General features: G+C 69.9%; 17 protein-coding genes. 1 reads left to right on the top strand and 16 read right to left on the bottom strand.

The genetic code is table 11. The annotated features are described in order from the left end of the window. Positions 1–13 precede the first annotated feature (13 nt). From ACIQCZ_RS27020 to pgsA, 16 genes are all read right to left on the bottom strand, one after another. Complete coding sequence (locus tag ACIQCZ_RS27020) at positions 14–2,575, bottom strand: RelA/SpoT family protein (RefSeq protein ID WP_402285537.1); 2,562 nt, start codon at positions 2,573–2,575, stop codon at positions 14–16. Between the two features lie 332 nt (positions 2,576–2,907). Further along, positions 2,908–3,225 carry a hypothetical protein gene (locus ACIQCZ_RS27015; RefSeq protein WP_402285535.1) on the bottom strand — a complete coding sequence of 106 codons (318 nt, stop codon included), beginning with the start codon at positions 3,223–3,225 and terminating at the stop codon, positions 2,908–2,910. Positions 3,226–3,499: 274 nt separating this feature from the next. Next, the gene (locus ACIQCZ_RS27010; protein ID WP_402285532.1) at positions 3,500–4,054 is read right to left on the bottom strand and encodes an adenine phosphoribosyltransferase; all 555 of its coding nucleotides are present in this window, start codon (positions 4,052–4,054) and stop codon (positions 3,500–3,502) included. After that, on the bottom strand, positions 4,054–5,145 hold the full coding sequence (gene secF, locus ACIQCZ_RS27005; protein WP_402285530.1) for a protein translocase subunit SecF: 1,092 nt from the start codon (positions 5,143–5,145) through the stop codon (positions 4,054–4,056). Before secF ends, ACIQCZ_RS27010 begins: the two co-directional genes overlap by 1 nt. Before the next feature lies 1 nt (position 5,146). After that, on the bottom strand, positions 5,147–6,883 hold the full coding sequence (gene secD / locus ACIQCZ_RS27000; RefSeq protein WP_402285528.1) for a protein translocase subunit SecD: 1,737 nt from the start codon (positions 6,881–6,883) through the stop codon (positions 5,147–5,149). Positions 6,884–7,030: 147 nt separating this feature from the next. Next, positions 7,031–7,525 (bottom strand): preprotein translocase subunit YajC, encoded by a 495-nt coding sequence (yajC, locus tag ACIQCZ_RS26995; RefSeq protein WP_402285525.1) that lies wholly within the window; start codon positions 7,523–7,525, stop codon positions 7,031–7,033. Positions 7,526–7,689: 164 nt separating this feature from the next. Beyond that, positions 7,690–8,763, bottom strand: coding sequence for a Holliday junction branch migration DNA helicase RuvB (ruvB, locus tag ACIQCZ_RS26990; RefSeq protein ID WP_402285522.1), 1,074 nt, complete (start codon positions 8,761–8,763; stop codon positions 7,690–7,692). 84 nt (positions 8,764–8,847) lie between these two features. After that, positions 8,848–9,474 carry a Holliday junction branch migration protein RuvA gene (gene ruvA / locus ACIQCZ_RS26985; RefSeq protein ID WP_376285779.1) on the bottom strand — a complete coding sequence of 209 codons (627 nt, stop codon included), beginning with the start codon at positions 9,472–9,474 and terminating at the stop codon, positions 8,848–8,850. After that, positions 9,471–10,046 (bottom strand): crossover junction endodeoxyribonuclease RuvC, encoded by a 576-nt coding sequence (gene ruvC / locus ACIQCZ_RS26980; protein WP_402285519.1) that lies wholly within the window; start codon positions 10,044–10,046, stop codon positions 9,471–9,473. The genes ruvA and ruvC overlap by 4 nt, the downstream gene beginning before the upstream one ends. A 123-nt stretch (positions 10,047–10,169) precedes the next feature. Then, positions 10,170–10,922, bottom strand: a complete 753-nt coding sequence (locus ACIQCZ_RS26975) for a YebC/PmpR family DNA-binding transcriptional regulator (protein WP_402285517.1) — start codon at positions 10,920–10,922, stop codon at positions 10,170–10,172. Positions 10,923–10,983: 61 nt separating this feature from the next. Further along, positions 10,984–11,577, bottom strand: a complete 594-nt coding sequence (gene pdxT / locus ACIQCZ_RS26970) for a pyridoxal 5'-phosphate synthase glutaminase subunit PdxT (RefSeq protein WP_351074294.1) — start codon at positions 11,575–11,577, stop codon at positions 10,984–10,986. Positions 11,578–11,583: 6 nt separating this feature from the next. Continuing rightward, a complete protein-coding gene (gene pdxS / locus ACIQCZ_RS26965) occupies positions 11,584–12,504 on the bottom strand; it encodes a pyridoxal 5'-phosphate synthase lyase subunit PdxS (protein WP_093898403.1) in 921 nt (306 codons plus the stop codon). Positions 12,505–12,676: 172 nt separating this feature from the next. Next, positions 12,677–13,174 carry a hypothetical protein gene (locus ACIQCZ_RS26960; RefSeq protein WP_402285665.1) on the bottom strand — a complete coding sequence of 166 codons (498 nt, stop codon included), beginning with the start codon at positions 13,172–13,174 and terminating at the stop codon, positions 12,677–12,679. A 263-nt stretch (positions 13,175–13,437) separates the two neighbouring features. After that, positions 13,438–14,646 carry a glycosyltransferase family 4 protein gene (locus ACIQCZ_RS26955; protein WP_402285514.1) on the bottom strand — a complete coding sequence of 403 codons (1,209 nt, stop codon included), beginning with the start codon at positions 14,644–14,646 and terminating at the stop codon, positions 13,438–13,440. Then, the gene (locus ACIQCZ_RS26950) at positions 14,643–15,578 is read right to left on the bottom strand and encodes a phosphatidylinositol mannoside acyltransferase (RefSeq protein ID WP_402285512.1); all 936 of its coding nucleotides are present in this window, start codon (positions 15,576–15,578) and stop codon (positions 14,643–14,645) included. Before ACIQCZ_RS26950 ends, ACIQCZ_RS26955 begins: the two co-directional genes overlap by 4 nt. Continuing rightward, on the bottom strand, positions 15,575–16,258 hold the full coding sequence (gene pgsA, locus ACIQCZ_RS26945; RefSeq protein WP_402285509.1) for a phosphatidylinositol phosphate synthase: 684 nt from the start codon (positions 16,256–16,258) through the stop codon (positions 15,575–15,577). The genes ACIQCZ_RS26950 and pgsA overlap by 4 nt, the downstream gene beginning before the upstream one ends. Before the next feature lie 267 nt (positions 16,259–16,525). On the opposite strand from pgsA, the gene ACIQCZ_RS26940 reads away from it, so the two are divergent. Further along, a complete protein-coding gene (locus ACIQCZ_RS26940; protein WP_402285507.1) occupies positions 16,526–18,751 on the top strand; it encodes an elongation factor G-like protein EF-G2 in 2,226 nt (741 codons plus the stop codon). The last annotated feature ends 93 nt before the right edge of the window (positions 18,752–18,844 follow it).

The raw sequence follows: 18,844 nt of genomic DNA, 5'->3' as shown, positions 1-18,844 counted from the left end.
CGTGAAGCGCCCTCTACGGCCTGCGCGCCGAGGTCACCCGGTAGACGTCGTAGACGCCCTCCACGCCCCGTACCGCCTTCAGGACGTGCCCGAGGTGTTTCGGGTCCCCCATCTCGAAGGTGAAGCGCGAGGTGGCGACGCGGTCCCGGGAGGTCTGCACGGCCGCCGACAGAATGTTGACGTGCTGGTCGGACAGGACGCGGGTGACATCGGAGAGCAGCCGCGACCGGTCGAGGGCCTCGACCTGGATGGCGACCAGGAAGACCGAGGACTGGGTCGGCGCCCACTCGACGTCGAGGATCCGCTCCGGCTGCTGCGACAGGGAGTCGACGTTGACGCAGTCGGCACGGTGCACGGAGACGCCGCTGCCGCGGGTGACGAAGCCGATGATCGGGTCGCCGGGTACGGGCGTGCAGCAGCGGGCGAGCTTGACCCAGACGTCCTCGACGCCCTTGACGACCACACCCGGATCGGCGTTGGAGCGGCGCTTGCCGCGGCTGCGCGAGGGCGGTGAGCTCTCCGCGATGTCCTCGTTGGCGGCGTCCTCGCCACCGAGCGCCTGCACCAGCTTCTGCACGACACCGGCGGCGGCCACATGGCCCTCGCCGATCGCCGCATACAGGGAGGAGATGTCGGGGTAGCGCATCTCATGGGCGAGGGTGACCAGGGAGTCGCCGGTCAGGATGCGCTGGATCGGCAGGTTCTGCTTTCGCATGGCACGCGCGATGGCGTCCTTGCCCTGCTCGATCGCCTCGTCACGGCGCTCCTTGGAGAACCAGGCGCGGATCTTGTTGCGGGCGCGGGGCGACTTGACGAAGCCCAGCCAGTCGCGGGAAGGCCCGGCGCCGGCCGCCTTGGAGGTGAAGACCTCCACCAGGTCGCCGTTGTCGAGGGTCGATTCGAGCGGTACGAGCCGCCCGTTGACCCGCGCGCCGATGGTCCGGTGGCCGACCTCCGTGTGCACGGCGTACGCGAAGTCGACCGGTGTCGCACCCGCGGGGAGCGCTATGACGTCGCCCTTGGGCGTGAAGACGAAGACCTCGTTGCGGGAGAGGTCGAAACGCAGGGACTCCAGGAACTCGCTGGGGTCCTCGGTCTCCTTCTGCCAGTCCAGGAGCTGGCGCAGCCACGCCATGTCGTTGACGGTGTCCTGGCCCCGTCCGGTGTTCTTGGGAACGTCGGTGCGCACCTTGGAGGCGCCCGCGACGGCCTCCTGCTTGTACTTCCAGTGCGCGGCGATGCCGTACTCGGCGCGGCGGTGCATGTCGAACGTACGGATCTGCAGCTCGACGGGCTTGCCGCTGGGACCGATCACCGTGGTGTGCAGCGACTGGTACATGTTGAACTTGGGCATCGCGATGTAGTCCTTGAACCGGCCGGGGACCGGATTCCATCGCGCGTGGACGGTGCCGAGCGCCGCGTAGCAGTCGCGGACGGTGTCGACGAGGACCCGGATGCCCACCAGGTCGTAGATCTCGGCGAAGTCCCGGCCCCGCACGATCATCTTCTGATAGACGCTGTAGTAGTGCTTCGGGCGGCCGGTGACGGTGGCCTTGATCCGGGCGGCGCGCAGGTCGGCCTGGACCTCGTCGGTCACTATGGCGAGGTACTCGTCGCGCTTGGGGGCCCGCTCGGCGACCAGGCGGACGATCTCGTCGTACATCTTGGGGTAGAGGATCGCGAAGGCGAGGTCCTCCAGCTCCCACTTGATGGTGTTCATGCCCAGGCGGTGTGCCAGCGGGGCATAGATCTCAAGCGTCTCGCGGGCCTTCTTCTCCTGCTTCTCCCGCTTGAGGTAGCGCATGGTGCGCATGTTGTGCAGCCGGTCGGCGAGCTTGATGACGAGGACCCTGGGGTCCTTGGCCATGGCGACGACCATCTTGCGCACGGTCTCGGCCTGCGCGGCCTCGCCGAACTTGACCTTGTCCAGCTTGGTGACGCCGTCGACGAGCAGGGCGACCTGGTCGCCGAAGTCGCGGCGCAGGGTGTCCAGGCCGTACTCGGTGTCCTCGACGGTGTCGTGCAGCAGCCCGGCCATGAGCGTCGCAGGGTCCATGCCGAGCTCGGCGAGGATCGTGGTGACGGCGAGCGGGTGCGTGATGTACGGGTCGCCGCTCTTGCGCTTCTGGCCGCGGTGCCAGCGCTCGGCGACCTGGTAGGCGCGCTCGATCTGGCGCAGCGTGGCCGTCTCGATCTTGGTGTCGTTGCTGCGGACGATGCGCAGCAACGGCTCCAGGACCGGGTTGTACGGGCTGGAGCGCTGCACGCCCAGGCGGGCGAGCCTGGCCCTGACCCGGTTGGAGGATCCGCCCGAGCGGGTCGCGGGAGCGGCCGGGGTCACCGGCTTCGCCGGGGGCTTCGGGGCGGACGCGGCCGAGGAGGCGGGGACGACCGGCTGGGCGGGGGCAGCGGGCGCCGGGCGCAGCGTCGCGGCACCGGCCCGCTCCGGGCCCGTGCCGGGCTCGGGGGCCGGAGGCTTCGGCTTCTGCGCGGGCTGCTTCTTCCCAGGCGTGGCTGGGGCCGCCGCGGGCTTGTCGGGCTGCGGGGCGGCGACTGGCTGGGCCTCGTCTGGCAAGAGCGCTCCTCATGCGGATCCGGATACCCGGAAAGGCCATCGTATCGATCCTGTGGCCGGACCTCCCCCGGGGACCGTGGGACCCCTGAGAACGCGGGACGGGCACCCGGTTGTTCCCGGGTGCCCGTCCTTGGTGCCTGCGAGTGCGGCGAGCCCGTCATGGACCGGTGGCCCGAGCGTCGGCCCGGCCCGAGGAGGAACCGCGGACCCCCCCGCCATACGGCCACAGGCGCCGTCCGGACCGTACGGGCGGCGAGGCGCACCGCCTTCTGCTCTTCTCCCTCAGGGCCGTAGGCCGCTGCGCGCAGGCCCGACCGAGGTCGGATGAAACCTCAGTTCCAGCGCAGCAGCGCTGCCCCCTTGACCTTCATCTCCTTGTTGGCGGCGACGTTGCCCCACGGCACCGTGATCTGGCCGCTCTTTCCGCAGCCGGCCTTGTACCAGGTCTTCTTGCCCTTGGCATTGAAGCCCTTGGCCTGCACACATATGCTGCCGCCCTTGAAGACCTTCCAGCCGTAGACCATCTTCATGCCCTTGAAACCGAAGTGGGCGCAGCCGTCGTTGAGCGTGCTCCACTTCCCCGGGATCGACCCGGCGTTCTTCCAGCCCGAGCAGACGCCCTTCGCACCCGGGGTGGTCGGGGCGGGCACAGCTACCGGGCTCGCATTCGCAGGAGCAACCCCCACAGCTATTGCGGCAAACGAAAGAAGAGAAACCGCCCCCGTGGCGATCTTGCGCGAAATCCTCATGTGATTCCTCCGTTGAGATGTCTGGTCGGTGACATCAGGAAGATCCAATCAGGTAACCATGCTGTGCGAAAGCGAATTTGAGCCATCGCTTAGCTGCCTTCTCGCTGGTTCTGATACGCACATGCGAATCGGGTGTCCAGAAGAACCCTGGACACCCGATTCATGTACGCCTTGCTCACACGTGGATGAGAGCCTCCAGCGGAGCACCCGCCAGGGCCTGCTCCATGCGGGCACGCCCCTCCAGGAAGCCGAGCTCCATGAGGACCGCGACGCCTGCGACCTCGGCGCCGGCCCGCCGGATCAGCTCCAGCGACGCCTCGGCGGTGCCACCGGTGGCGAGGATGTCGTCGATGACCATGATCCTGTCGCCGACGGACAGATCCTCCGCGTGGATCTCGATCTCGGCCGTGCCGTACTCCAGCTCGTATGCCTGGCTGAGCGTGGCTCCGGGCAGCTTCCCCGCCTTGCGGACGGGTACGAACCCGAGACCTGCGCGCACCGCGACCGGGGCGGCCAGGATGAAGCCGCGTGCCTCGAGGCCGACGACCTTCGTGGCGCCGTGCCGTACGCACATCTCCGCGAGAGTGTCGGTGAGGGCCGCGAACGCCGCCGGGTCCGCGAGCAGCGGGGTGATGTCCTTGAACATCACGCCCGGCTTGGGGTAGTCCGGCACGTCACGGATCCGGCTGAGCAGGAGCTCACGGATGCTCTCGGTGGTGCTGCTGGTCATCAGTGCTTCCCCGGGGTCCGGCCGCGGCCCCTGGGGGGCTGCTGGCGCTGGCCGACGACCGCGGCAGCGGGGGCCGGGAGGCCGTCCTCCGGCCGCTCGTCCTCGGCGGACTCGCCCTTGGCGGCGGCTGCCGCACGCTTGGCGAGCACCCGCTTCTTCAGCGCCTTCATCTGCGGGTCGCGTCCCTTGAGGTCGGCGACGAGCGGGGTGGCGATGAAGATCGAGGAGTACGCACCGGCCGCGAGGCCGACGAACAGCGACAGCGAGATGTCGTTCAGCATGCCGGCGCCGAGGACGCCGCCGCCGATGAAGAGCAGACCGGCGACGGGGAGCAGGGCCACGACCGTGGTGTTGATGGAGCGGACCAGGGTGCCGTTGATCGAACGGTTGGCGATCTCGCCGTACGTCCACCGGGTCTGCTTGGTGATGCCGTCCGTGCTCTCCCTGAGGCTGTCGAACACGACGACCGTGTCGTAGAGGGAGTAGCCGAGGATGGTCAGCAGACCGATCACGGTGCCCGGGGTGACCTCGAAGCCGACCAGGGCGTAGACACCGACCGTGATGGTGATGTCGTGGATCAGTGCGACCAGGGCCGCGACGGCCATCCGCCATTCGAAGGCGATGGCCAGGTAGATCACGACGAGAACCATGAAGACGCCGAGGCCGGTCCAGGCCTTGTTGGCGATCTGCTCACCCCAGCTGGGGCCGACCAGGTCGGCGGCGATCTTCTCGGTCGGGACGTCGAGGTCCTTGGAGAGCTGGGTCTTGATCTGGTCGGACTTCGCGGTGTCGACTTCGGTGATCTGGATGCGCAGACCGCCGTTGCCGAGCTTCTGGACGATCGCCTGATGGCCGGACGCCTCGGTCGCGATGTTCTCCGCTTCGTCGACGCTCACGCTCGTCTTCGGGGTGGTGAAGACGGCACCGCCCTTGAATTCGATGCCCATGTTCAGGCCACTGACCGCCAGGCCGACGATGGCCGTGATGGTGATCAGGATCGAGACGCCGTACCAGATCTTGCGCTTGCCGATGAAGTCGTAGCCGACTTCGCCGCGGTAGAGACGGGCGCCGAGAGTGCCGAGTCGCGACATCTCACGCCTCCTTCGGGTGGTCGGTGGGGGCGTTGACACGGCGCGAGCGGCGCAGTGGTGGCTTGGCGCCGAGCCGCTTCGGATCCAGACCGGACCACGGGTGGCCGCTGGCGAAGAACTTCGTACGGGCCAGCATCGTCATGACCGGCTTGGTGAAGAGGAACACCACGACCACGTCGAGCAAGGTGGTGAGCCCCAGCGTGAAGGCGAAGCCCTGGACCTTGCCGACGGTGACGACGAAGAGGACCGCCGCGGCGAGGAACGACACGAAGTCGGAGACCAGGATGGTGCGCCGGGCACGCGGCCACGCCCGCTCGACGGCGGGACGCAGGGTGCGGCCCTCGCGGATCTCGTCGCGGATCCTCTCGAAGTACACGATGAAGGAGTCCGCGGTGATACCGATGGCCACGATGGCACCGCAGACCGCCGGGAGGTTCAGCGCGAAGCCGATGGCCGGGCCGAGCAGCGCCATGAGGGTGTAGCTCAGGATGCCCGAGGCCAGAAGGCTCAGAAGGGCGATGAATGCCAGGCCGCGGTAGTAGCTCACCAGGTAGACGATGACCAGGGCCAGTCCGATGGCGCCGGCGATCAGACCCGCTCGCAGCTGCTCACCCCCGAGAGCGGCCGTGACGGTGGTGACGGTCTGCTCCTTGAAGCTGAGCGGCAGAGCACCGTAGGAGAGCACGTTGGCGAGGTCCTCGGCGGACTGCTGGTCGAAGCTGCCGGAGATCTCGGCGTTCGCGCTCAGCGCCGTGCGCACGTAAGGCGCCGAGACGACCTCGCCGTCGAGCACGATGGCGAACTGGTTCTGCGGCGACTGCTGCTGCGCGAGCCGGCCCGTGATCTTCTGGAACTTCTTGGCGCCGCCCTTGGTGAACTCCATCTGAACGATCCACTGACCGTTCTGCTGGTTGATCGCGCCCTTGGCGCTGTCCACGTCCGTGCCGGAGACCTCGGCCGGGCCGAGGATGTACTTGGCGTCACCCTCGGAGCTGCACGCGACGGTGGGCTCGGTGGGCTTCACATTCGTGCCTGCCGACGCCCGGCCCGCCTTCGTGGAGCAGTCCAGGGCGCTGAACTTCTTCTCCAGCGCGGCGGTGGCCGCGTCGGAGGCGGAGGGGGTCGTGGACGCCTTCGGCGTGCCGGACGCGTTGGGGCTGGGCGTCGTGTCCTTCAGCAGGGCGCCGGTGGCCGCACGGCCCTGGGTGGTGGCAGTGGCCGAGGGGGCGGCCGTGGAGCCGGACGTCTTCCCGCCCGTGTCGGCGGACTCGCCCGGCTTCGGCGAACCGGAGGGCGAGGGACTTGCGCTGTCCTTGGGCGTCGGCGTCCCCGCAGCGACGGTGAGCACGGGCCGGAAGTAGAGCTGGGCGGTCGTACCGACCTGGTCCCGGGCCTGCTGCGAGTTCGTCCCCTTGGGGATGTTGACGACGATGTTGTCCCGGCCCTGGGTCTGGACCTCGGCCTCGGAGACACCCAGACCATTGACACGGCGTTCGATGATGCTGACCGCGGTGTCCATGTTGGTCTGATTGATCGCGTCCGGCTTACCGGGCTGGCTCTGCGCCTTGAGCGTGATGGATGTGCCGCCCGCCAAGTCGATACCAAGCCGGGGCGTGGTGTGACCGGACAAGAACATCCCGCCGGTGAGCGCGACCATGGCGATCAGGATCAGAGCCAGGGAACGCCCCGGCCTGCCCTGACCGCCGGCCGGCCCTCGGCTCTTCTTCGGTGCTGCCACCTTCTCGTTTCTCCCTGTCCAACCGCCCCGCGCCGGGTACGCGCCCAAGCGGCCACGAAGTGTAGTGGGGACCCGCCCCCGCAGAAGATCGCACGGTCCGGGGAGTGCCGGGCGCCGGTGGGCTCGCGACACTCCCCGGGTCGTGGGTTACTTCGCGTCGGCCTCGCCGTCGGTCTTGCCCTCGGACTTCTTGTCGGACTTGTCGGACCCGGCGTCCGTCGGCTCGGCGTCGTCGGCCTCGGCCTTCTTGCCCAGGTCGATCTTGGCGTCGTCCGAGGTGTCCTCGTCGTCGCCCGTCTCGGTCAGCGAGGAGGCGTCGTCCGGCACGACGGTGCCGTCGAGGTCGAGGGCGTCCTCGCCGTCGCCGTGGACGATGCGGTTGTACTCGGCATCGTCGAGGACGGCACCGATCGCGTTCTTGGCGTAAACGGCGTGGACGCCGGGCGCGATCTCAAGGAGGACCGTGTCGTCGTGAAGCTCCTTGACGGTGGCGTACATGCCGCCGATCGTCCGGACGCCGGTGCCGGGCTGCATCTCATTGCGCATCTGGGCAGCGGCCGCCTGCTTCTTCTTGGCGGACCGCGTCATCAGGAACATGGCCCCGATGAGCACGATGAAGGGGAGGAGAGTCACGGGATTCACGGGACGAGTTTCCTTCGCACGACCGCGCTGGAAGGCGGCCTGATCTACGGGGGTGGGTACACCGACCTGTAAGGGCGGCATCGGCGGAGTCTAAGCGAGTCCGCATCGATGGAACAACGCCCGACGACGCCCGGTGGTTCCTGTCCGGGTGAACCTGTGACGCATCACGCCCCGAACAGGCCCTGTTGTCCCTTTCCGCCGTACTGCGGAGGCACGAGACCGAGGTGGGCCCAGGCCGCGGGTGTCGCGACCCGCCCGCGCGGCGTCCTGGCCAGCAGTCCTTCGCGTACCAGGAAGGGCTCCGCGACCTCCTCGACGGTTTCGCGCTCCTCGCCCACGGCGACCGCGAGCGTGGACAACCCTACGGGACCGCCGCCGAAGAGCTTGAGCAGGGCGCCGAGCACCGCACGGTCCAGCCGGTCGAGGCCGCGGGCGTCCACCTCGTACACCCCAAGCGCCGCGGCGGCGACGGCGCGGTCGATCCGCCCGTCGGCCTTGACCTGGGCGTAGTCCCGGACGCGGCGCAGCAGCCGGTTGGCGATACGGGGGGTGCCGCGGGAGCGCCCGGCGATCTCGGCTGCTCCGTCCGTGTCTATCGCCACGTCGAGCAGGCGCGCGGAGCGGTGGACGACGCGTTCCAGTTCTGTGGGGGCGTAGAACTCCATGTGCCCGGTGAAGCCGAACCGGTCGCGCAGCGGGGGCGGCAGCAGTCCGGCCCTCGTGGTGGCGCCGACCAGGGTGAAGGGCGGCAGTTCCAGCGGGATGGCGGTGGCCCCGGGGCCCTTGCCCACGATGACGTCGACCCTGAAGTCCTCCATCGCCATGTACAGCATCTCCTCGGCCGGCCGCGACATGCGGTGGATCTCGTCGAGGAAGAGGACTTCACCCTCCTGGAGGGAGGAGAGAATCGCGGCGAGATCACCCGCGTGCTGGATCGCGGGGCCCGAAGTGATCCGGATCGGCGCGCCCATCTCGGCCGCGATGATCATGGACAGGGTGGTCTTGCCGAGGCCGGGCGCGCCGGAGAGCAGGACGTGGTCGGCGGTGGCGCCGCGGGCCCTGGCCGCCTTGAGAACCAGGTCGAGCTGTTCGCGCACCTTCTCCTGGCCGACGAATTCGTCGAGGTCCTTCGGCCGAAGTGCCGCTTCGACCGCGGTGTCCTCGCCGTCCGCGCCGGCGGCGACGAGGCGCTCGTCGAATCGCTCGTCGGTGTCGGGTCCGGTCTCGTCCCAGTTCATTCAGTCTGTCCCGCCTCGGGTGTTTCGGTGCCGCGCGGTGCCCGGCCCGGCGTCGGGGTGTACCCCGGATGTGGCGCGCTCGGGTCAGCGCGCGCGGTTGAGGGTCTGCAGCGCGGCGCGCAGCAGTTGCGGCACGGGCGCCTGCCCGCTCTCGGCCAGCGCCGCCTCGGCCTGCGGGGCGACGGCGGCGACCGCTTCGTCGGCCTCACGGGTGGCGTAGCCGAGACCGATCAGGGCGGCCTGCAGCTGATCGCGCCAGGAGGAGGTGACCGGGGTGCCGATGCCCTGCTGGCCGATGTGGGCGCCGACGGGCTCGCCGAGTCTGTCCTTCAGTTCGAGGAGGAGTTTCTGCGCCCCCTTCTTGCCGATGCCGGAGACGGCGGTCAGCGCCTTCTCGTCGCCGGTGGCGACGGCGATCCGCAGGGCGTCCGGGCTGTGGGTGGCGAGCATGGCCTGGGCGAGCCGGGGGCCGACCCCGCTGGCGGTCTGGAGCAGCTCGAAGACCTGCCGCTCGTCGTCGTCGGCGAAGCCGTACAGGGTCAGCGAGTCCTCCCGCACGACGAGGGAGGTGGCCAGCCTTGCCTCCTTGCCGATCCTGAGGCCGGCGAGGGTGTCCGGCGTGCACTGGACGGCCATGCCGATGCCGCCGACCTCGATCACGGCCGTGGTCGGGGCGAGTGCGGCGACTGGGCCGCTGACGAAGGCGATCATCGGGGGACCTTCCGGACGGGAACTGCGGGTGTACGGGGAACGCGCGGGGTGCGGGCCGCCGCGGCCGCTGCCGCGTGCGCCTGCTGGAGGCGATTGACGGCGGGGGCTCGCCAGATGTGGCAGATGGCGAGCGCGAGGGCGTCGGCCGCGTCGGCGGGTTTCGGCGGGGCGTCTAGTCTCAGCAGGCGGGTGACCATCCCGCCGACCTGCGCCTTGTCCGCGCGGCCGCTGCCGGTGACGGCCGCCTTGACCTCGCTTGGGGTGTGCAGGGCGACCGGTATGCCTCGCCGGGACGCGCAGAGCATGGCGACCGCGCTGGCCTGTGCGGTGCCCATCACGGTACGAACGTTGTGCTGGCTGAACACCCGCTCCACGGCGACGAACTCGGGCCGGTGCTTGTCGAGCCATTCCTCGATGCCGCGTTCGATGGCGACCAGCCGATGGCCGAGTTCCGCATCGGCCGGCGTCCGGACGACACCTACGCCGAGCATCGTCAGGGGCCGGCCCGCGACGCCCTCGACGACACCGACACCGCACCGGGTCAGCCCCGGGTCGACACCGAGTACCCGCATGGACGCCCCCTCCGTACCGATCGGTCAACTGTTCCCGCAGGCTATCGGCTCGCACTGACAATGCGACGGGCCGACGGGGTGTGTCCCCGTCGGCCCGTCGGTGAAGGCTGTGCCGAGCGTGGCTCAGGCGTCGACCTTCTCCATGACCTCGTCCGAGACATCGAAGTTGGCGAAGACGTTCTGGACGTCGTCGCTGTCCTCCAGCGCGTCGATCAGCTTGAAGATCTTGCGCGCACCTTCCTCGTCCAGCTCGACCTGCATGGTGGGCAGGAAGTTGGCCTCGGCGGAGTCGTAGTCGATGCCGGCCTGCTGGAGCGCGGTGCGGACCGCGACCATGTCGGTGGCCTCGCTGACGACCTCGTAGTTCTCACCGAGGTCGTTGACCTCCTCGGCGCCCGCGTCGAGCACGGCACCCAGGACGTCGTCCTCGGTCAGCTCGCCCTTGGGGACGATCACGACGCCCTTGCGGTTGAAGAGGTACGAGACCGAACCCGGGTCGGCCATCGAACCGCCGTTGCGGGTCATGGCGACACGCACGTCGGACGCGGCACGGTTGCGGTTGTCGGTGAGGCACTCGATGAGCACCGCGACACCGTTCGGGCCGTAACCCTCGTACATGATCGTCTGGTAGTCGACGCCGCCCGCTTCGAGACCACCGCCGCGCTTGACCGCGGAGTCGATGTTCTTGTTCGGTACGGAGCTCTTCTTGGCCTTCTGGATCGCGTCCACAAGGGTCGGATTTCCATCGGGGTCCACACCGCCGGTGCGCGCCGCGACCTCGATGTTCTTGATCAGCTTCGCGAAGAGTTTGCCGCGCTTGGCATCGATCACGGCCTTCTTGTGCTTCGTCGTAGCCCATTTAGAGTGGCCGGACATCTGCCTTCTCCTTCGCGTCACCAAAATCGATTCGAACCCGAGAGATCCTACCGGGATCGAGTCAGCCGACTGCGCGCACCATATCCACGAACAAGGCGTGAACCCGGTGGTCCCCTGTCAGTTCGGGATGGAAGGACGTCGCCAGGGCGTTCCCCTGGCGTACGGCGACGATGTGACCGCCGTGCTCCGCCACCACCTCGGCGCGTGCGCCGACCGATTCCACCCATGGGGCGCGGATGAACACGCCTTCGACCGCGCCACCCTCGATACCGGCGACCTCCACGGCCGCCTCGAAGGATTCGTTCTGCCGTCCGAAGGCGTTGCGGCGCACGATCATGTCGATCCCGCCGACCGTCTCCTGGCCCGAGCGCGGGTCGAGGATCTTGTCGGCGAGCAGAATCATTCCGGCACAGGTGCCGTAGACCGGCATTCCGTCCCGTACCCGCTCGCGCAGCGGTTCCAGCATGCCGAACAGGGACGCCAGCTTGGACATCGTGGTGGACTCGCCACCGGGAATGACCAGGCCGTCGACCTCGGCGAGTTCCTCGGGACGCCGGACCGGCCTGGCCAGGGCATCAGCCGAGGCCAGGGCGATCAGGTGTTCCCGTACGTCGCCCTGGAGAGCCAGGACTCCGATCACAGGGGTGTCGCTCATCAGTGCTTACCAGCCACGGTTGGCGTAGCGCTCGGCCTCGGGCAGCGTGTCGCAGTTGATGCCGACCATGGCCTCGCCCAGGTTCCGGGAGGCGTCCGCGATGATCTTCGGGTCGTCGTAGAAGGTGGTGGCCTTGACGATGGCGGCGGCGCGCTTGGCCGGGTCGCCGGACTTGAAGATGCCGGATCCGACGAAGACGCCCTCGGCGCCGAGCTGGCGCATCAGCGCCGCGTCGGCGGGAGTGGCGACGCCACCCGCGGAGAACAGCACGACCGGCAGCTTGCCGAGCTCGGCGACCTCCTTGACCAGCTCGTACGGGGCGCGGAGCTCCTTGGCGGCGGCGTACAGCTCGTTGTTGTCGTAGCCGCGCAGCCGGGCGATCTCGTTCTTGATCTGACGCAGGTGGCGGACGGCCTCGACGACGTTCCCGGTACCGGCCTCACCCTTCGAGCGGATCATGGCCGCGCCCTCGGCGATACGGCGCAGGGCCTCGCCCAGGTTGGTGGCCCCGCAGACGAACGGGGTGGTGAAGGCGAACTTGTCGCTGTGGTTGACCTCGTCGGCCGGGGTGAGCACCTCGGACTCGTCGATGTAGTCGACGCCGAGGGACTGCAGGACCTGGGCCTCGACGAAGTGCCCGATGCGGGACTTGGCCATCACGGGGATGGAGACGGCCTCGATGATCTCCTCGATCATGTTCGGGTCGGACATCCGGGCCACGCCGCCGTCCTTGCGGATGTCGGCCGGCACCCGCTCCAGGGCCATGACGGCCACTGCGCCCGCGTCCTCGGCGATCTTCGCCTGCTCGGCATTGACGACGTCCATGATCACGCCGCCCTTGAGCTGCTCGGCCATGCCGCGCTTGACGCGGGCGGTGCCGGTGGCCGGGGAGTCGGCGGACTGCGGGGTGGTGGGAAGCGTGGACACGGATCGACCTCACTCGGAGAAAGAGTCGCTGAAAGCGCTGATTGGTGCAGTGCTGAGCAAACTCTCCGGGATCAGTCCACAGCAAGGGCCAATGGAAGGCCGGTGGATCGTTTTGAACGTGTACGGGACGGCTTGTGAGCCCGGTCACGCACGAGGTGGCCGGGTGGCCGGGTCAGCTGACGGGGCGGTCCGCCAGGGCGACCGGCGGTTCGTCGTCCATCTCGAAGGCGAGCGGGAAGGGCGCGTGCCCGGCCAGCCGGAACCACCGCACCGTGCGGTGCCGCCGCAGCGCGCGTGCCGCCCGCACCGCGTCGTTGTGGAACCGCCGGGCCATCGGGACCCGGCGCACGGCGGCGGCGAGTTCAAGGGCCGCCTCCTCGCCACCGGGGATCTCCTTCACGCTCTCCACCTGGGCCGGCTCGCCGAAGACCGCCCGCAGCGCGGTGCTCAACTCGCTCTCCGCGACCTCTCGGTGCTCCTCCTCCGCCTGCCGGGCGGCGTGCGCCGCCTCGTACAGCACGATTGACGCGGCCGGGTCGAGGACACCCGAGGTGGCCAGTTCCTGGGTGACCGAGGCGCGGCGCAGGAGTTGGGCGTCGAGTGCGGCACGGGCGGCGTCGATGCGGGTGTGCAGCCGGTCCAGCCGTCCGGCGGTCCAGCTGAGGTACATACCGATCGCGACCACCGCGACGACGATCCAGATGAGGGTTTCGATCACGGGCGGCAAGGCTACCGTCGGCCCGGGGGGTGGTGTGACCGTCCCGCCGACGGCGGCGGATCCGGCACGGGCGGACGGGCTTCGCCGCCGGGCACCCCGGCCCCGCGGCACCGGTTCACGCCGGCCCGGCGTGATCCGGACGAGAGCCCCGGGGCGTTCCGTCCGGATAGGACCGGATCAGTCCCGCAGGCCCGGCGTGATCCGGACGAGGGGCCCTAGTCCCGCGCCAGTCCGAAGCGCGCCCGCAGACCCGTGCGCTCGTCGGCCGCCACCGATGCCGCTCCGTCCGTCACCGTCTCGTACACGGCGAGGATGTCCGCGCCGACCGTCGACCAGTCGAAGCGCCGCACGTGCGCCGCGCCCCGCTCGCGCAGTTCGGCACGCCGCTCCGGGTCGCCGAGCAGTCGGATCGCCGCCGCCGCCAACGCGTCGGCATCCTCGTTGGCGAAGAGTTCGCCCGCCGAGCCCAGGTCCAGGACCTGCGCGAACGCGTCCAGATCGCTCGCGAGGACCGGCGCGCCGGCCGACATCGCCTCGACCAGGATGATGCCGAAGCTCTCTCCGCCCGTGTTGGGGGCGACGTACACATCGACGCTGCGCAGCAGCCGTGCCTTGTCCTCGTCGCTCACCATGCCGAGGAACTCGACGCGTCCTCGCATCTCCTCGGGCAACGAGGCGACGGCCTCCTCCTCGTCGCCGCGGCCCGCCACCAGCAGCCGGGTGTCCGGGCGTGCGGTGAGGATCGTAGGCAGCGCCCGCATCAGGACGGGCAGGCCCTTGCGGGGCTCGTCGATGCGCCCGATGAAGCCGATCGTGCCGCCCTCCCGGCTCCCGCCACCGCTCTCGACCGGGCCTCGCGCCCCCTTCGACTGCCACTCGGCCTTGGGTTCGGCCGTGGCGAAGAAGTCGACGTCGACCCCGTTGGGGATGACGACCGCGTCGCCGCCCAGGTGCTCGACCAGGGTCCGGCGCGCGTACTCGCTCACCGCGATCCGCGCGCTGATCTTCTCCAGCGCGGGCTGCAGGATCGGGTACGCGGCGATCATGGCCCGGGAGCGCGGGTTGGAGGTGTGGAAGGTGGCGACGATCGGCCCTTGCGCGGCCCAGCAGGCGAGCAGGCCCAGCGAAGGGGAGGTCGGCTCGTGGATGTGGATCACGTCGAAGGTGCCGTCGTGCAGCCAGCGACGTACCCGGGCGGCCGAGAGGAAGCCGAAGTTCAGCCGGGCCACGGAGCCGTTGTACGGGACGGGCACGGCCCGGCCGGCCGAGACCACGTAGGGCGGCAGCGGCGTCTCGTCGTCGGCGGGTGCCAGCACCGACACCTGATGTCCCAGACGGATCAGGTGTTCGGCCAGGTCCCGGATGTGGAACTGCACGCCGCCCGGGACGTCCCAGGAGTACGGGCACACGATGCCGATCTTCAAGGCCGGTCCTCCCGGTTCTCCAGGTCGGCCGACCAGAGCCGCTGCAGCATGTGCCAGTCCTCCGGATGCTCGGCGATCCCGACGGCGAAGGCATCGGCCAGCGCCTGTGTCATCGAGGACGTCGTCTCCGCACGACTGCCTGACTCCGGCACCTCGACCGGCGGATGGATGCGCGCCTTCATCACGGGGGTGTCGTCATAACTGAGTGTGACCGGCAGGAGCAGCGCCCCGGTCTGCTGGGCCAGCAGCGCCGGTCCCGCGGGCATCCGCGCGGTGTCGCCGAAGAACGTCACCTCGACCCCGGACGCCGACAGATCACGGTCGGCGACCAGACAGACCAGGCCGCCCGCGCGCAGCCGCCGCGCCAGGGTGCCGAAGGCCGTGCCGCCGCTGTGCGGCAGGACCTCCATGCCGAGCCCCTCGCGGTAGGCCACGAACCGGTCGTACAGCGTCTCGGGCTTGAGCCGCTCCGCGACCGTGGTGAAGGGCACCTTGAGGTCGGTGGTGACCCAGGCTCCCGCGAGGTCCCAGTTCCCCAGGTGCGGGAGGGCGAGGATGACACCGCGCCCCGCGTCCAGCCCGTCGGTCAGCCGGTGGGCGTCCGTCACGTGTATGGACGCCTTGATCCGTTCCGGACTCCAGGTTGGCAGCCGGAACGACTCCATCCAGTAGCGCATGTACGAGCGCATCCCGGCCTTGGAGAGCGCGGCGAGCCGGGCCGGGGACGCCCCGGGCACGACCCGCGCCAGATTCGACTCCAGCCGCAGCACGCCCTTGCCCCGGCGCTTCCACGCCTGGTCGGCGATGGTGCGGAAGAGAGCGCGGGCGGCCGGTTCGGGGAGCTTCTTCACGGCGGCCCAGCCGAGCCCGTACAGCCCGTCGGTCAGCCGGTCCCGCAGGCCGGTCCGTGCTCCGCCTGGTGCGCTGCTCACTGCGCGGCCCCGCTCCCCCGGTCCGCAGCTGCGGCCTTGGCCGCATCGGCCGCATCGGCCTCCGCGGACTCGCGGCGTACGGTCACGACCCGCTGCACCAGCGTCACCAGACTGCCCGCGGCGACGATCCACAGCGCGATCGGCAGCAGGATCTGGATCCCCGGGACGCCGAACTTGTGAAGACCGGCGAATCCGGCCGCGACCAGCGAGATCACCAGCCGCTCGGCGCGCTCCACGAGCCCGTTGACCGCGACCGGCAGCCCGATCGACTCGCCGCGCGCCTTCGTGTACGAGACCACCTGGCCGCTCGCCAGGCAGAAGATCGCGACCGCGCACAGCACGTTGTCGTCGCCGTTGCCCGCGTACCAGAGCGCGAACCCGCCGAAGATCGCGCCGTCGGCGACCCGGTCCAGGGTCGAGTCCAGGAACGCGCCCCAGCGGCTGGAGATGCCGGCCTGCCGGGCCATGTTGCCGTCGACGAGGTCGGAGAACACGAAGATCGTGATGACGATCGTGCCCCAGAAGAACTCTCCCATCGGGAAGAAGACCAGCGCACCTGCCACCACCCCGGCCGTACCGATCAGCGTGACCGCGTCAGGGCTCACGCCGAGACGGAGCAACAGTGCGGCGAACGGCGTGAGGACACGCGTGAAAAATGCACGCGCGTACTTGTTCAGCATGGCCTTCCCGAGGGTCGGTGGGCCGAGCGGCCCCTTCGGCCACCGGCTGGCCCATCGTAGTCACGCCCGCCGGACTCCACCGTCCGGGCACCCGGCCTCGCGCGGCGGGGCGCGACGTATGGACGCAATCCGGCCCGAGTGGAAAGCTCGAATTACCGCGGGCGTCGCCGCAGCCGCCGCGGCGGCTCGTCGTGCCCGAGCAGCACCTTCTCCCCACCGCGCCGGTTCTTCTTCCCGCTCCGCGCCACTCACTGGGAGGCACGCATCATGGGCGACAGGACACACGCACACACCGGGGCCGCCGGCAGGGCAGCGACGGCCGACCGGCCCTCATCCGTACGGAATGTGGTGCTGGTCGGCCACAGCGGCTCCGGCAAGACCACCCTCGTCGAGGCCCTCGCGCTGGCCGCGGGGGCGGTCAACCGGGCCGGCCGCGTCGAGGACGGCGCCACGGTCTCCGACTACGACGAGATCGAGCATCGCCAGCAGCGTTCCGTACAGCTCTCCCTGGTACCCGTCGAATGGGGCGGGTACAAGATCAATCTGCTGGACACCCCCGGATACGCCGACTTCGTCGGGGAACTCAGGGCCGGTCTGCGGGCGGCGGACGCGGCCCTGTTCGTCGTTTCCGCCGCGCAGGAGGCCGACGCCGTGGCGGGCGCCACCCGCGCCGTGTGGGAGGAGTGCGCCGCCGTGGGCATGCCCCGGGCGATCGTCGTCACCCACCTCGACACGGCGCGCACCTCGTTCGACGAGATGACCCGGGTCTGCGGAGAGATCTTCGGCGGCGACGACCCCGACGCCGTACTCCCGCTCTATCTGCCCGTCCTCGGCCCCGAAGGCCCCGACGGGCACGCACCGCTCACCGGGCTCACCGGACTGCTCACCCAACGGATCTTCGACTACTCCTCGGGCGGGCGACGGGAGAACCCGCCCGCCGACGCCCAGCAGCCCCGGCTCCAGGAGGCCCGCAACCGGCTCATCGAGGGAATCATCGCGGAGAGCGAGGACGAGACCCTGATGGACCGCTACCTCGACGGGGCGGAGATCGACATCGAGACGCTCGTCGACGACCTGGAACGCGCCGTCGCCCGCGGCGCCTTCCACCCCGTGCTCACCGCGGCCCCCGCCGCCGAGGGCGCCCGCCAGGGCATCGGCACGGTCGAGCTGCTGGACCTGATCACCGGCGGCTTTCCCACCCCGCTGGAGCGTCCCCTGCCCGAGGTGACCCCCCTGCACGGAGCCCCTCGGCCCGTCCTGACCTGCGATCCGCGGGGCCCGCTGGTCGCCGAGGTCGTCAAGACCGCCTCCGACCCGTACGTCGGCCGGGTCTCCCTCGTCCGGGTCTTCTCCGGCACCCTGCGTCCCGACGAAACCGTCCACGTCTTCGGGCACGGCCTCACCGCTCCCGGACACGAGCCCCGGCCCTTCCACGAGGCGGAGATCCGCGTCGGCGCGCTCTCCTCGCCCTTCGGCAAACAGCAGCGTCCTCTCACGGCATGCATCGCCGGAGATCTGGCCTGCGTCGCCAAACTGGGTGACGCCGAGACCGGGGACACCCTCTCCGCCAAGGACCGGCCGCTGCTGATGGACCCCTGGACGACGCCCGACCCGCTGCTGCCGCTCGCCATCGAGGCACACAGCAAGGCCGATGAGGACAAGCTCTCCCAGGGACTCTCGCGGCTCGTCGTCGAGGACCCGACCATGCGCCTCGAACAGAACCAGGACACCCACCAGGTGGTTCTGTGGTGTCTCGGCGAGGCCCATCAGGACGTGGCCCTGGACCGGCTGCGCAGCCACTACGGCGTCCAGGTCGACGCCGTACCCCACAAGGTGTCGCTCCGGGAAACCTTCGCAGCCCCCTCGACCGGGCGCGGCCGGCATGTGAAGCAGTCCGGCGGCCACGGTCAGTACGCCATCTGCGAGATCGACGTGGAACCGCTGCCGCCGGGTTCGGGCATCGAATTCGTCGACAAGGTGGTCGGCGGGGCGGTGCCGCGCCAGTTCATCCCCTCCGTCGAGAAGGGCGTGCGCGCCCAGGCCGCCCGCGGAGTGGCGGCGGGACACCCGCTCGTCGACGTACGCGTCACCCTGCGGGACGGGAAGTCGCACTCGGTGGATTCCTCCGACGCCGCGTTCCAGACGGCGGGCGCGCTGGCCCTGCGCGAAGCGGCCGCGGACACCCGCATCCAGCTCCTCGAACCCGTCGCCGAGGTCCAGGTCCTGGTCCCGGACGACTACGTGGGGCCGGTGATGAGCGATCTGTCGGGGCGGCGCGGCAGGGTGATCGGGACCGAGCAGTCCGGCGCCGGCCGCACACTCGTGCGGGCCGAGGTGCCCGAACTGGAGATCGGCCGCTACGCGATCGACCTGCGCTCCCTGTCCCATGGCGCCGGCCGGTTCGACCGGGCGTACGCCCGGCATGAGGCCATGCCTCCACAGCTCGCGGAACGCATCCGCGAACAGCAGCAGAACAACCCGAACGACGCATAATCGACTGTGCCGCCCGCCCTTGTCCACAAGGGCGGGCAGCGCATTGATCCGGACGATACGCTGTGGTCCCAGCTCAGAAGGTGTGCCGGGCAC

The sequence above is a fragment of the Streptomyces sp. NPDC093149 genome, assembly GCF_044754145.1.
GTDB lineage: Bacteria > Actinomycetota > Actinomycetes > Streptomycetales > Streptomycetaceae > Streptomyces.
Note: the sequence above shows the minus strand (reverse complement) of the source record. Positions and strands in the feature narration are given on the sequence as shown.